We start from the raw sequence: 13,392 nt of genomic DNA, 5'->3' as shown, positions 1-13,392 counted from the left end.
AACAGACGGAAGATAAATTTATGAAAAGAGCACTATTTTGTATAAGAAAGAAACTATTCCTGTTAGGGTTTATGATTGTTTTTCTACTTGGTTTTAGTGGTTTTGCACAGACTTATTCTTGGCAGTGGGCTCATCGTGGCGGAGGTAATCAAAATGCAGGTAGTGCAGGATCTTGGGAATTAGGTTTGGAACAAATTTATGACGTTAAAATCGATCAGCACAATAATTACTATTTTGCCGGAACGGTAACCAATTTTAATCCGCAGTTCATGGGCCAGACAATTACTAAATATGGAACTGCTTCAATAGATAATGATATTTATATTGTTTCTACTGATTGTGAAGGTAACTTTAGATGGCATACTACTATAGGAGGACATGTAGGTGAATCTTATATTTCAATGGCACTCGACACCTTAGGAGGGTTGTATATTTCTTTTACAACAATAAATGCAGCTCGGACTAATAACACAAATGTACCTCCACATTATGCACCAAATGTTTTTTTAGGCCCAGGTACATCTAATACACCAGATCCTAATAATAGATGGATAGCCTTGATAAAATACGACACAAATGGTAATTATTTATGGCATCGCATGCCTCAAGATGAAAATGTGACAACGGTCGCTACTCCCGGTTTTTTTGAAGGAAGAGGTTTTGGGTATTCATTGATTGCAGAACCAAGTGGTGTTTTACATTGGCACTGTGTTTTTTCTCCAGGTAACCATTTAAATGGTTCATTAGTTGTTCCAAATAGTGTAAGCGAATATCATACGATATTAAAATATGACAAGGACGGAAACTACTTGAGTAATATTCCGCTTCCCTATACGGGTATAACTAATTTGAATTATACTAAACTTCATCGTGATCCTTTAAATAGTAGGTATTATTTTTATGTTAGTCCTTTTAATACCAGTGCTACATGGGAAGGTGTGCCTTTAAATACTGGAGGTGCAGTTTATGCCTTAGATGCTCTAGGCACGGAATTGTGGCGGAAGGTTGCATCTGCTCCCACAACTCTTAGTGCTTCAATAATTAGTGTTACTACGGATGAAGCCTCTAATGTTTATTTGACAGGGTTAGCCGGAAATCAAACGAATAATAATCTATTTGCTTCTTTAGCTGGATATACTTTTACCCAACAATCTCAAAGTCCCTATCTGATCAAACTAAATCCTCAAGGTAACTTATTATGGGGCACAAATTTGAATCCTGCTACTGGTAATACAGCTGCTCAATCGAATGGATGTAATAATTGTTACGGTAGAACAATTGCTATTAACGCAAATGAAGTGGCTATCGGAACAAGTTTGCATGAGAATTACTGGGGAACCTTGGCTATGCCTCGCGTTTATGGCAACGGGGTTGCACCTGTATTAATCCGTTTTAACAAAGAAACAGGAGTGCCACTTGCCATGCATGATATCCCGGATGTTTTAGGTCTTAATGCTTCTGAAGAATTAATGGCAATTGCTACAGATCACAATGGAAATTATGTGGTTGGTGGTTATGCTCGAAGTACTATTTTTTTGAATCATCCTACTATTGCACCATTAACTACCAATGGTGGTTATAGTGATTTTTTTATAGCCAAGTTAGGAAATACACCATGTGCACCTCCGTTATCGGTAGGTGACCAAGTAAAACCCGCAGTTAAGTTTTATCCCAATCCTACTAGTGGTATGTTATTTATAGATGCTACTGATTTAAAAGGGTACATGGTTTATAATTTGTTAGGTCAGGAGCTGCTTCGTGGCGAGTTTACCGGCACATCCAATTATAGTATTTCTTTGGAAGGGCTTAGTAAAGGGACTTATTTGGTTAGGTTATTAGGTTTGGATGGAGTGGTTTATATGGAGAAGGTGTTGCGAGAGTAGGGATGGTATGAGAGTAAATATCCTGAAAGAAGCAGTAGTCAACAGGAAAGTAGAAAAGTTCTTGATTTTTGTGTTGAAAAACTTTATGAATAATTTTTAAATTTTTGTTAGGGGGCGGGAGGCTCGAACCAGCGTGTGTGATTTGATTATGAGATTGGTTCGCCAGTTCGCTGTCGCTCGTGTCCTTCCGCCGAGGCGGGACAAGCCTGCGTCGGAATGACATAGAGCGGGAGCTATTTGTGGGGGTTATTGTCATGAATCAAATTTTGGAGAGCAAGATGGATGAAATAGAAAAACCCTTATTTCAATTGAGATAAGGGTTTTTTCAGTATAAATAAGTGGTGTTTTATTTTTAGTTGTTCAGCATCACCGGCATGACTAACATCGTAACGGTTTCGCCTTCGTCTAATCCATCCACCGGAGTTAAAATACCGGCTCTGTTGGGTAAAGACATTTCCAACATGATTTCGTCAGAATGCAGGTTGTTTAGCATTTCTGTTAAGAAGCGTGAGTTGAAACCAATTTGCATGTCATCACCTTGGTAATCACACGTCAAACGTTCTTCAGCTTTGTTTGAATAGTCAATATCTTCTGCGGATATGTTCAGTTCAGTACCTGCAATTTTTAAACGGATTTGATGCGTAGTTTTGTTAGAGAAAATGGCAACACGACGCACAGAATTTAACAATTGTGTTCGGTCAATATGCAGTTTGTTTGGGTTCTCTTTCGGAATAACAGCCTCATAGTTTGGGTATTTTCCATCAATCAAACGACATACTAACATATAGGAATCAAAAGAGAAAACGGCATTACTGTCGTTGTATTCAATTTTCACTTCGCTATCGGTCATGGCTAAAATACCTTTTAAAATGTTTAACGGTTTTTTAGGCATAATGAATTCCGCCACTTCAGAAGCGGTAACATCCGTTCTGGAGTATTTTACTAATTTATGAGCATCGGTAGCTACAAAAATAAGGCTTTGTGGTGAGAATTGGAAAAACACACCGGACATTACCGGACGCAAATCATCATTACCGGCAGCAAAAATAGTTTTACTGATTGCTGACGCTAAAACTTCAGCAGGAACTATGGTGGCAGAAGGTTCGTCTAAAACCACTGCCTTTGGAAACTCATCTCCGGGAGCATACGCCAAGGCATATTTTCCGGAATTGGAACTGATTTCAATGGTGCTGTTTTCTTCAACGGTGAACGTTAGCGGTTGCTCCGGGAATGTTTTTAATATCTCTAAAAGTAATTTTGCCGGAATAGCAACACTGCCTTGACTCTTACTGTCAATCTCCAGGATAGCGGACATGGTAGTTTCTAAATCAGAAGCAGATACAGTCAAAACCGTATCGTTTAATTCAAAAAGGAAATTATCTAAAATAGGTAAGGTGTTGCTACTGTTGATAACACTACCTAAAACTTGCAATTGTTTTAATAAATAGGAACTCGATACGATAAACTTCATTTCGCTTAATTTTTATAACCACAAATATAACTCTAACTCAACAATATCAAAAAGTTTTTTATTAACACTAGTTACCATAAATTCTTTTTCGAATATAGATAAACAGCAGTCCGAAAAATACGACAATAGTTATTGGAACTCCAATAGTTATCCATTGAGCAAGACTATAATTGTCATATACTTTTTCTTTATCCAGCAAGGGTAGGTTGACTTCCTTACTTCGAATGTTAATAAGTCCGCTGTCATCCAACAAAAAATTGACACTGTTTAGGATGAATTCCTTGTTACCATAATAGGTATTGGTCCATTTGTCATAACCCAATTCTAACGGTTGGTAGTTTTTATCCAATTGGTTTTTGATGACATCGCCATCCGATACAACAATCATTTTAGTGGCCGTACTGGTTTCTTTATACCCCTCAGTTTTGAAAGGCAACACTCTATTTTGAAAAGCCGATTTGAAATTTCCTTCCAATAAAACGGCTACAGGTAGTAGCCCGCTATTCTGAAAATCGGTTGGTTCAGGTCTTTCCGACACCATTTCAAGCGAAACCTCAATTGGTGTTCCAATGCCTTTTGAATAGGGAGAAGATTGCAACAACACCGTTTTTTGAATGTTGTTTTTTAAGGTGTCTATGGGATTGGTAAACTCAAATTTTAATCCATCAAGATTGGCCACAATGGGATGTTTGCTGGACGGATAAATCATGGGAGCATAAAACCAAGGAAACTGTTTGTATTGTGTGGCAGAACCTTCCGCACCGGTGGCTAACGAAATGGGTGTAGCCATAATGTCTTTAATCAAATACGGATTGATTCGCACTCCGTATTTAAAAAATAAATCGTTTAAATTTAAGTCTTTCGGGTAGGCCAAACTGGTTCCCGTATCGTTATACAAACTATCCATTTCTATGGAAACCATATCCATCAACCACAGCATTTTTCCACCTGACATGACATATTGATCCAAAACCAATTTTTCTTCATCAGAAAAACGTTCGGTAGGTTTAATCATGATAGCTAAATCATACCCTTGCAGTTGTTTTAACACCTTTTCAGGATTATTAGCCACACTATCCAAAGTGAAAGGAGCAATGAAATAGTTCTCTCTGATTTGTTTCAAGGCATCGCCAATAAACACATCTTCGGGTTGGCCATTGCCTTTTAGAACCACTACTTTTTTACTTTTTTCTTTGGTAACAGTTGCAATGGCATTGGCAAATGCATATTCCAAATGTTGCACCGAGCTGATGACTTTTTCTTCTGTGGAAGCCCCCATCATGTTTTTCAGCAAGGGAACTTTGGTGTCTTTATCACCACTATAAGCAATGGCCCAAGGAAAAACAATCTCTTGTGATTGCTTGCCTTTATCTTCAACGGTGAGGTTGATGGGCGTCATGCCTTTTTCATAAAAAGCTTCGATTAGTGCGTCTTTATCTCCCTCTTCCGCTAACGGATTGATGAATTGAAATTGAATGTTGGAATTATAAGCTTTGAATTCTTCCAACAATTGTCTGGTTTCCACTTGCAGTCTTTTGATGTCACTCGGAAAATTACCGTCTAAAAAAACATCAATAAACAAGGGTTGTTCAATAGAAGCTAACAATTCCAGAGTATGTTCCGAAAGCGTGTACCGTTTATCAGCAGTTAAGTCAAAACGTTTGAAGAAATGGGAGCTGATTGTATTGATAACAAGAAGCACCGCTACTAATGACAGCCAATTGATAAGTAGTTTTTTGTTTATTTTTTTCATTAGTTCTTCAAGTTTTTAAGTTGATAAACAGTGGCTGTAAAAAACAGAACAGTAACACTTATAAAATAAATCAAATCTCGGGTATCAATAACGCCTCTACTCATACTTTTATAATGAAATTCCATTCCCAAAGCAGCCATTCCGTCTGAAAAAGTGGTCATTTGTTTGGAGAGGCCTTCAAATCCAAAATAGAAAAGAAAACAGATGAAAACAGCCAGCATGAACGCCACAATTTGATTGGTAGACAGCGTAGAAGTAAAAACACCAATGGCGGTATAAGCGGCTACCAGAAACAGCAAGCCAAAATACGAACCCCAAGTGCTCCCCATATCGATACTTCCTTCGGGATATCCCAGTTTAGAAATAACCACCACATAAATTAAAGTGGGCAGTAGTGCCAAAACAATTAACACAAAAGCGGCTAAAAATTTACCACTCACAATTTCCCAAATGCTCAAAGGTTTGGTGAGAAGCAATTCCATCGTGCCTTGTTTTTTCTCGTCGGAAAAACTTTTCATGGTGATGGCAGGAATTAAAAGTAACAATACCCAAGGAGCAAAGGTGAAAAACGGACTCAAATCGGCGAAGCCGCTGTTTAAAATATTAAAATCTCCTTCAAAAACCCAAAGAAATAATCCGTTGAGCAGTAAAAACAATACAATCACCAAATAGCCCAAAACGGAACCAAAAAAGGATTGTATTTCTTTTAAAAATAGTGCTTTCATTGTTTTTAATTTAAGGTAAACTAACCACTTTATCTACGCTCCACGCTTCCGGTTTGGCGTTGAATAATTGTTTGGTAAACTGCCATACGTCATAAAATAATTCCGAATTCCGATAGGATTCCAAATCGGCTTCGGTTTCCCAAAAACTATAAGTAAAAAAAACTTCCGGATTGGTTTTATCCTGATACAATTCAAGAAAACGGTTTCCGGGTGCATTTCGTATTTTTTCTTTCATCAAATCAAAGTTGCCCAAAAATTTCGGGATATGTTCTTGATGAAAACTCATTTTTACGATTCGAATAAACATATCAATCAGTGGGTAAAAAATTAATGGTAATAGTGTCGCGATAATTCAAGCCCAATAAAGAAGTAGCACTTCCCACCGTAGCGGGATTACTTCTAAAAATGGCAATTTCCAAATACCCCGCTTCATTAAACAAAGCCAAATTCTGTCCTTCATAATTCTTCACCGGAAATTTTCCCGATTGAGCGATGGCCGAATAATTGGGTAAAATGGTTTTTAAGGCTTTAGGTTTAATGGCAATTTCATAAGGTCGCCCTTTTCCGGTTTCAATGAAAAGTTTTTTGGTAATATTCACCACAACGTTTCCAAAATGGTCAATATAAATAACATTCCCTTTTATAGAGTCGCCCGTTTTAGAAACAATAGGCTGCAGGTTGGTTATGGGTTTCAACGTTTTTATTTCCCGTCCGATAACGTTCAACAAACCGCCTTTGGCCAGATGACAAGCAACGGTTTTAAAGACATCCATATCTGTGGCATCCACAGTCAATCGGTCATGAATATTAATGGCAACCACTTGTTGCGGGAGTATTTTTTGGGTAAGCATGCTCAAAATTCCATTATCAGCACAAATAAAATAATGATCATTCCAAAGCATGGCGATGTGTTCGTTTTCTAAATTGCGTTCGGCATCAACACCAATCAAGTGAACGGTTCCTTTAGGAAAGCTACTGTAAGCTGCTGTGATGATATAGCTGGTTTCGGTAGTATTAAACGGGTCGATGTTGTGCGATATGTCAACGATTTTAGCATCGGGAGCCTCGGTTAAAATTTTCCCTTTCAAAGCACCGACAAAGTGGTCTTTTAATCCGTAATCTGTAGTAAGGGTAATTATTGACATCATTTTGTTTATAACTATTCGTGAAACCTTCAATGAAATTTCATTAAATTTGAGTGATGCAAATCTAATAATTAAAAACCTATTTTTTAATTTTAAAACTATTGCTTTTGAACGAAAGAATTATTGAACTTCACGACATTGCCCCAAAAGAGTTTTGGGGTGCTCAAGACGCCCATCTTGAAACCATCAAAAGATACTATCCTAAGCTTAAAATTGTAGCACGAGGGACCACATTAAAAGTATTTGGAGAACGGGAAGAGCTTGACGAATTTGAAAATCGCTTTAACAGATTAATGGTACATTTTACACGTTACAATAATATTGATACCAATGTTATTGATCGGGTGATTCAAAGCAATTCTGCCGAGGAACACAAGATGCACGATCAAGATAAGATTTTAGTGCATGGAATAGGAGGTAAGTTAATTAAAGCGATGACGCCTAACCAGCAGAAAATGGTGGAGTTGATTCAGAAGAATGATATGGTTTTTGCCGTGGGACCGGCCGGAACGGGTAAAACCTACACCGGAGTGGCTTTGGCGGTAAAAGCACTAAAAGAAAAACAAGTCAAGCGTATCATTTTGACCCGTCCTGCAGTGGAAGCCGGAGAAAATTTAGGATTTCTTCCGGGTGATATGAAGGAAAAATTAGATCCGTATATGCAACCTTTATATGATGCTTTGCGAGACATGTTGCCGCCACAAACGTTGGAAGATTATATTTTAAAAGGGATTATTCAAATTGCACCTTTGGCTTTTATGAGAGGTAGGACCTTGGATAATGCTTTTGTGATATTGGATGAAGCACAAAATACGACGCATTCACAAATGAAGATGTTTTTAACCCGTATGGGAAAAAACGCCAAGTTTATTATAACCGGAGATCCGGGACAGGTAGATTTGCCGCGAAGAACCATTTCAGGCTTAAAAGAAGCGTTGTTGATTTTGAAAGATGTTGAAGGGGTTGGCATCATCTACTTAGACGATAAAGATATTGTAAGACACCGTTTGGTGAAGAAAATTATTGATGCTTACAAAAGCATAGAGAATCATGATTAAATAATTATTTAAATGTGTAAATCCTCATCAAATGCGTCATTTGATGGGGATTTTTTAATCAATACAATGAAAAAGATATTCCTTATGGTCATTGCACTAGTTATTGTTTTCGTGCTTTCCAACACGATGGATTTTTTTACTTCTATCATTCCGGGCTGGCATACTACCGTATATCCTTTGTGGGTGATTGCCGCTTTTTTGTTGTTATTTTTTGTATTTATTTAACCCGTTGGGTGTAATTAAATTTTCAAATAATTTTACCACTAATTTACTTCGTCTGTTCGCTACGCTCGGGCCACCAATTTTTTAGACTAATTATTCGATTAAATTCGAATTTTCATCAAAGATGAACAAATTATTGCATTTACTAAATTTATAATTTGTGAATTCGTGGCAAAAATATCCAGAATACTATTGAATTAAATAATTACACCCAACGGGTTATTTATTTGATTTATACAATGTTGTTGCGGCTTTTACATTTTTTTGTTCGATTGAAAAAATAATTTGTCAGTTCTAAGCGTTATAAGAGTCTAATGTTCAGTGTCGTTGAATATTCTGACTTTTCGGCACGATAATTGTCTAATTGAAGTATAACATTTAAACAAAAAAAAAATGAAGAAAGTATTTTTAGCATTGAGTTTGGTAGCTGTGACTTTTTCGTATGCTCAGGATCTGGTTATCACTCCGGAAAATTCTTGGTTTAAGGCAGGAGTAAATGTAGGTATGCCTCTTGGGGATACAGCCGATTTTACTTCACTTACGGTAGGAGCCGATTTTAGAGGACAACACCTTGTAACGCCTAGTTTTGGAATTGGTGTAGCTTCAGGATACAATCACTTTTTTGGTAAAGACGATTTTCAAGATTTTGGATTAATTCCTTTGGCCGGTTTTGTTCGTTATTATTTCCAACCTAAAGGATTGTTTTTAGGAACAGACTTAGGGTATGGATTTTTAACTAACACCGACAATAATTCGGGAGGTTTATACATTAATCCACAAATTGGATACCATAATGTAAAATGGAACATCTATGGTTTTTACCAGCATACTTTTGCTCAAAACGATATCGATTTGCAAGTTGTAGGTCTTGGTGTTACTTACAACATCATGTTCTAGTTAAAAAGTAGAATTATAAAAAAAGGATAACCTAACGGTTGTCCTTTTTTTATATATAATATTAGAGGTGATACTTTAAAAATGAGTTTAAATTTTTACTTTTGCACTTCACAACAACACACAACTATGAATACAATAACGACCACAAATTTTAATTTTCCCAACCAAAAATCGGTTTATCGAGGCAAAGTACGAGAGGTTTATTCCATCAATGATGAAATTTTAGTCATGATTGCCACCGATAGATTGTCTGCATTTGATGTAGTGATGCCAAAAGGCATTCCGTATAAAGGTCAAATCTTGAATCAGATTGCTACGAAATTCATGCAACTTACGGAAGATATCGTTCCCAATTGGTTGATTGCTACACCTGATCCCAACGTTGCAGTGGGGCATTTATGCGAACCCTTTAAAGTGGAAATGGTGATTAGAGGTTATTTATCCGGACATGCTGCCAGAGAATATACGGCAGGAAGACGTTTACTTTGCGGTGTTGCAATGCCGGAAGGATTGAAAGAAAACGATCGTTTTCCGAAGCCAATCATTACACCCACAACAAAAGCTGATAATGGTTCGCATGATGAAGACATTTCCCGAGAAGCCATTTTAGAAAAAGGCATTGTTTCTGAAGCTGACTATTTAGTTCTTGAAAAATATACTAGAGCTTTATACCAAAGAGGTACCGAAATAGCCGCTTCAAAAGGTTTAATTTTAGTAGATACCAAATATGAGTTCGGAAAAACGAAGGAAGGAAAGATTGTATTAATCGATGAAATTCACACCCCCGATTCTTCGCGTTATTTCTATGCAGACGGCTATCAGGAAAGACAAGATAGCGGAGAAGCTCAAAAACAATTGTCAAAAGAATTTGTCAGACAATGGTTAATAGCCAATGGTTTTCAAGGAAAAGAAGGCCAACAAATTCCAAATATGACAGAAGACTATATCCACACTGTTTCGGAACGTTATATTGAATTGTATGAAAATATTTTAGGCGAACCTTTTATTAAAGCCGACATTTCAAATATACAGGAACGAATTGAAAAGAATGTCGTTGCCTTTTTGGCATCGTTGTAACCGTTCGTTTTTATCATAATTATAAAGCCACGCAACTGCGTGGTTTTTTTATTGTTAACTGTTAAATTTTTGTTATAAGAAATTCATTTTGTAACGATTAGGAATTTTTGTCGTCTATATAAGTAATCAATCATTAATCATTAAATCAATCATCATGAAAAAAACGATCAGTATTTTAGGATTGGCCTTATTGGCTTTTAGTAATGTTACTTTAGCTTCCAACGTATCAGATTTTAATCGTTCAGAGGCAGAGAAATTTGTGTATGCAAAATATTATGCAACACCCTTGTGTATTGCAATTAGCAAAGGAGAGTTGGATGTAGTTAAAAAAATGGTTTCTTACGGAGCCGATGTTAATGAAAAAACAAACGGCATGACCCCTTTAATGTATGCCGCCCGTTACAATCAAACAGAAATTATGGAGTTCTTAATGGAAAAAGGAGCAGATGTAAAAGCAAAATGTAAAAATGGTTTTACCGCTTTAAAACATGCGGAACTTTCGAATGCTACGGAAGCGGTGCAACTTTTAAAAAGTAAATAAAGTAGTTTTGTTTTTATTGGAGTTAGTTAAAAAAATAATCCCATCAAATTGATGGGATTGTTGTTTTATAGCGGGTTGTATTTTATTTTATAATAGTTTGTGTTCTGTCAGGTCCTACTGATTTTTTCATGGTTTTAAAGGTTTTGAGGTTCTGAGGTTTTGAGGTTCTGAGGTTCTAAGGGTTTTGAAGGTGTTAAGATTTTAGTATTAAGTAGTAAGACATTTAGTGTTTGCTGATTTTTAAGAAATTGGTTTTTAAGTGATAAGAACCACCCCGTCCGCCGTGGCGGACAACCCCTCCATCCGCCTTCGGACGAGACAAGGAGGAGGGAAATACGGGACGCAAAGACATTTAGAGTTTGCTGATTTTTTCATGGGAGGTGTTTCCAAGTTCGTCGGTTATTTTGATTAGGTAGTAACCTGAGGTGAATGTATCGAGCGAGATTTGGTTGGTGCCTTGTTCTAACGCTCCCTTTTTTACTAGCCTTCCATTTAAAGAATATAGTTCGTATGTGCTCTTGTTATTTAGTTCTATAGTTAGTATATCTTTTGTTGGGTTGGGGTAGAGTGTTATTTGTTTTGGAGCGGTCATTTCCGGCGTATCTAACACGCAAATAGAAGTTATTTGTACCGGTACAGTAGAACCCACAGTAGTGCCATTGCCGAACTCTCCAAAATAATTATCACCCCATGCCCACACCGAACCATCGGTTTTGGTGGCTACTGTAAAATTATATTGGTTGGTATCAACGGTTGCCCAATCGGTAGCAGAGCCAATTTGAGTGGGAATTGGAATATTGGTTGTAGTACCATGACCTAATTGACCATTATTATTACGACCCCAAGACCATAGGGTGCCATCTGATTTGATTCCAAAGGAAGTATGTGTACCAGCCGAAATATGAACCCATGTATTAGTACCTATTTGAATAGGATTGACGCTTGTGTTGGTGGTATTATTTCCTAGTTGACCATATGTATTGTCTCCCCAAACCCATAGGGTACCATTGGTTTTTAAAGTCAATATATGAGCAGCTCCAGCTGATAAATTAGCCCAATCGGTCGCGGTGTTTAGTTGTGTTGGGGTTGAAAGGCTTGAAATACTAGAAGGACCTAGCATGTGTCCAGCATTAGCTCCCCATGCCCATAGTGTTCCGTTGGATTTGATGGCAAAAGAAGTTCTATTTGATGTAGTTTCGATGTCCACCCAATCGGTAGCTGTACCAATTTGAACAGGAACGAGTTGATTTGCTACTGTGCCACCAATTACTTGAAAATAATCATTTAAACCCCATCCCCAAATAGTTCCATCGGTTTTAAGAGCGATAGTAAAAAATTGAGCAGCTGCTATTTTAGACCAATTAGTAGCCGACCCAATTTGTAAAAAGACATTGGAATTAATAGCTGTGCTTCCAATTCCTAATCCTCCGTACAAGTTATCGCCGGATCCCCACAAGGTGCCATTGTTTTTAATGACAAAAGTATTAGCACCCCCACTTTTTACAAGAGCCCAGTCATTGGCTGTGCCTATTTGTATTGGTAATGGCTCATTCCAAGAAGTATTGCCAAATTGTCCATATTCTGCGTAGCCCCAACCCCAAAGTGTGCCGTTGGGTTTGATAGTGGTTACATGAGCTCCGCCTACAGAGAGAGTTCCAAAGCATTGAGAGTAAGACGGGAAAGTTGTTACTAATAGTAAGAGTAGTATTTTTTTATACATAACTGTGTATTTAAAGATTAATGAAACGTAGATTTTGGTGCGAATAAATATAGTAATTTTTTTCAAACCCAAACCCTTCTCGTTTTGAGAAGGGTGGTTTTGAGTTTGAAGTTTATTTATTCAATTACTAATTTGTGTTGCCAAACTTTACCGTCGGTTTGTTTGAGCACCACTAAATAGATACCTGCGGGATAGGTTCCCGTGGTTAGATTCCATTCGCCTGAGACATTCGATGTTGCATGTTCGGCCAATGCTCTACCTGTTAAATCATACAGAGTGATCGCAGCTGTGGTGCTTAAATTGTATTGCACGGCAACTGATTCTTTGGCTGGATTGGGGAATAGGTTTACTTGGTGTTGTACTCCTTGACTCAATTCTGTTTCAGTTAAAGCTGTTTTAGAAGATTCGTTGTTTTCTTCACATTCGTACGTTGTTAAACCAAAACTAATCTGACATGGGTTGTACCCATTTTCACCGCCCGGTACATTACCTTGTAACAACCAATCAGTGGTGCTGCCTATAATTGGACCGGTAGGTATGATTGTGAAGGTATAGAATGTACTATTGGGATCGATTGTAAATGATGCGGGTGTAATGATTGCATTGTTGGATGTGTTTGAAATTGTTGCTTGGTAGGGTGTCCCACTAAAGTTTAAAATTTCTATCACTACCGTATATGAGCAATAAGGTGTATTATTTGTAGTAATACTTTTCAATTCAGGTTTAGCTGTTGGACAACCTTCACAAGAAACCGTTTGGTAGTGCAAAGGTTCTGATGTAACTGTACAACCTCCGTTGTTAATGCTCATCGTGTAGGACCCCGGATTGTTAAAGAAAAAATCTTCGGGAACAGAATCGCTTCCTGCTTGCTGAATTTGGTTGTCTAACTCCCAGCCCCAT

The 13,392-nt window shown here is 37.4% G+C and carries 13 protein-coding genes; 6 read left to right on the top strand and 7 right to left on the bottom strand.

Annotated features, from left to right (window positions below; genetic code table 11):
- Window positions 1–20 precede the first annotated feature (20 nt).
- Window positions 21–1,883, top strand: a complete 1,863-nt coding sequence (locus B3L86_RS03940) for a T9SS type A sorting domain-containing protein (protein ID WP_291115245.1) — start codon at window positions 21–23, stop codon at window positions 1,881–1,883.
- A gap of 352 nt (window positions 1,884–2,235) precedes the next feature.
- Here the strand turns inward: B3L86_RS03940 and dnaN are convergent, their stop codons facing one another.
- The 5 genes from dnaN to B3L86_RS03915 all read right to left on the bottom strand — a co-directional run bounded on the left by dnaN (window position 2,236) and on the right by B3L86_RS03915 (window position 6,977).
- Window positions 2,236–3,354 carry a DNA polymerase III subunit beta gene (dnaN, locus tag B3L86_RS03935; protein ID WP_291115243.1) on the bottom strand — a complete coding sequence of 373 codons (1,119 nt, stop codon included), beginning with the start codon at window positions 3,352–3,354 and terminating at the stop codon, window positions 2,236–2,238.
- 67 nt (window positions 3,355–3,421) lie between these two features.
- The gene (gldG, locus tag B3L86_RS03930) at window positions 3,422–5,107 is read right to left on the bottom strand and encodes a gliding motility-associated ABC transporter substrate-binding protein GldG (RefSeq protein WP_291115241.1); all 1,686 of its coding nucleotides are present in this window, start codon (window positions 5,105–5,107) and stop codon (window positions 3,422–3,424) included.
- Entirely contained in the window at window positions 5,107–5,832 is a 726-nt protein-coding gene (gene gldF, locus B3L86_RS03925; protein WP_291115239.1) for a gliding motility-associated ABC transporter permease subunit GldF, read from the bottom strand. The genes gldG and gldF overlap by 1 nt, the downstream gene beginning before the upstream one ends.
- A 10-nt stretch (window positions 5,833–5,842) precedes the next feature.
- On the bottom strand, window positions 5,843–6,139 hold the full coding sequence (locus B3L86_RS03920; protein ID WP_291115237.1) for a putative quinol monooxygenase: 297 nt from the start codon (window positions 6,137–6,139) through the stop codon (window positions 5,843–5,845).
- A gap of 1 nt (window position 6,140) precedes the next feature.
- On the bottom strand, window positions 6,141–6,977 hold the full coding sequence (locus tag B3L86_RS03915; protein WP_291115320.1) for an SAM hydrolase/SAM-dependent halogenase family protein: 837 nt from the start codon (window positions 6,975–6,977) through the stop codon (window positions 6,141–6,143).
- A gap of 107 nt (window positions 6,978–7,084) precedes the next feature.
- Between B3L86_RS03915 and B3L86_RS03910 the strand changes: the two genes are divergently transcribed.
- The 5 genes from B3L86_RS03910 (at window position 7,085) to B3L86_RS03890 (ending at window position 10,772) form a co-directional block, all read left to right on the top strand.
- Window positions 7,085–8,035, top strand: a complete 951-nt coding sequence (locus tag B3L86_RS03910) for a PhoH family protein (protein WP_291115235.1) — start codon at window positions 7,085–7,087, stop codon at window positions 8,033–8,035.
- A gap of 12 nt (window positions 8,036–8,047) precedes the next feature.
- Window positions 8,048–8,260, top strand: coding sequence for a hypothetical protein (locus B3L86_RS03905; RefSeq protein WP_291115233.1), 213 nt, complete (start codon window positions 8,048–8,050; stop codon window positions 8,258–8,260).
- Between the two features lie 390 nt (window positions 8,261–8,650).
- The gene (locus B3L86_RS03900; RefSeq protein ID WP_291115231.1) at window positions 8,651–9,154 is read left to right on the top strand and encodes a hypothetical protein; all 504 of its coding nucleotides are present in this window, start codon (window positions 8,651–8,653) and stop codon (window positions 9,152–9,154) included.
- 126 nt (window positions 9,155–9,280) lie between these two features.
- Window positions 9,281–10,231, top strand: a complete 951-nt coding sequence (locus tag B3L86_RS03895) for a phosphoribosylaminoimidazolesuccinocarboxamide synthase (RefSeq protein ID WP_291115229.1) — start codon at window positions 9,281–9,283, stop codon at window positions 10,229–10,231.
- 154 nt (window positions 10,232–10,385) lie between these two features.
- Complete coding sequence (locus B3L86_RS03890) at window positions 10,386–10,772, top strand: ankyrin repeat domain-containing protein (protein ID WP_291115227.1); 387 nt, start codon at window positions 10,386–10,388, stop codon at window positions 10,770–10,772.
- Between the two features lie 352 nt (window positions 10,773–11,124).
- Here B3L86_RS03890 and B3L86_RS03885 read toward each other — a convergent pair whose 3' ends face one another.
- Window positions 11,125–12,492, bottom strand: a complete 1,368-nt coding sequence (locus B3L86_RS03885) for a T9SS type A sorting domain-containing protein (protein WP_291115225.1) — start codon at window positions 12,490–12,492, stop codon at window positions 11,125–11,127.
- Between the two features lie 116 nt (window positions 12,493–12,608).
- Window positions 12,609–13,392, bottom strand: a 784-nt coding sequence (locus B3L86_RS03880; protein WP_291115223.1) for a T9SS type A sorting domain-containing protein, incomplete at its 5' end; no start/stop codon positions are given.

This window comes from Flavobacterium sp. UBA6135 (assembly GCF_002428305.1).
Lineage (GTDB): Bacteria > Bacteroidota > Bacteroidia > Flavobacteriales > Flavobacteriaceae > Flavobacterium.
The sequence above is the reverse complement of the archived record's forward strand: the minus strand, read 5'-3'. Positions and strand labels throughout refer to the sequence as shown.

Coding starts and splice junctions, on each gene's coding strand:
- B3L86_RS03905 (WP_291115233.1), top strand. CDS start 8,048: ATGTGTAAATCCTCATCAAATGCGTCATTTGATGGGGATTTTTTAATC.
- B3L86_RS03885 (WP_291115225.1), bottom strand. CDS start 12,492: ATGTATAAAAAAATACTACTCTTACTATTAGTAACAACTTTCCCGTCT.
- B3L86_RS03890 (WP_291115227.1), top strand. CDS start 10,386: ATGAAAAAAACGATCAGTATTTTAGGATTGGCCTTATTGGCTTTTAGT.
- B3L86_RS03940 (WP_291115245.1), top strand. CDS start 21: ATGAAAAGAGCACTATTTTGTATAAGAAAGAAACTATTCCTGTTAGGG.
- gldG (WP_291115241.1), bottom strand. CDS start 5,107: ATGAAAAAAATAAACAAAAAACTACTTATCAATTGGCTGTCATTAGTA.
- B3L86_RS03915 (WP_291115320.1), bottom strand. CDS start 6,977: ATGTCAATAATTACCCTTACTACAGATTACGGATTAAAAGACCACTTT.
- B3L86_RS03920 (WP_291115237.1), bottom strand. CDS start 6,139: ATGTTTATTCGAATCGTAAAAATGAGTTTTCATCAAGAACATATCCCG.
- gldF (WP_291115239.1), bottom strand. CDS start 5,832: ATGAAAGCACTATTTTTAAAAGAAATACAATCCTTTTTTGGTTCCGTT.
- dnaN (WP_291115243.1), bottom strand. CDS start 3,354: ATGAAGTTTATCGTATCGAGTTCCTATTTATTAAAACAATTGCAAGTT.
- B3L86_RS03895 (WP_291115229.1), top strand. CDS start 9,281: ATGAATACAATAACGACCACAAATTTTAATTTTCCCAACCAAAAATCG.
- B3L86_RS03900 (WP_291115231.1), top strand. CDS start 8,651: ATGAAGAAAGTATTTTTAGCATTGAGTTTGGTAGCTGTGACTTTTTCG.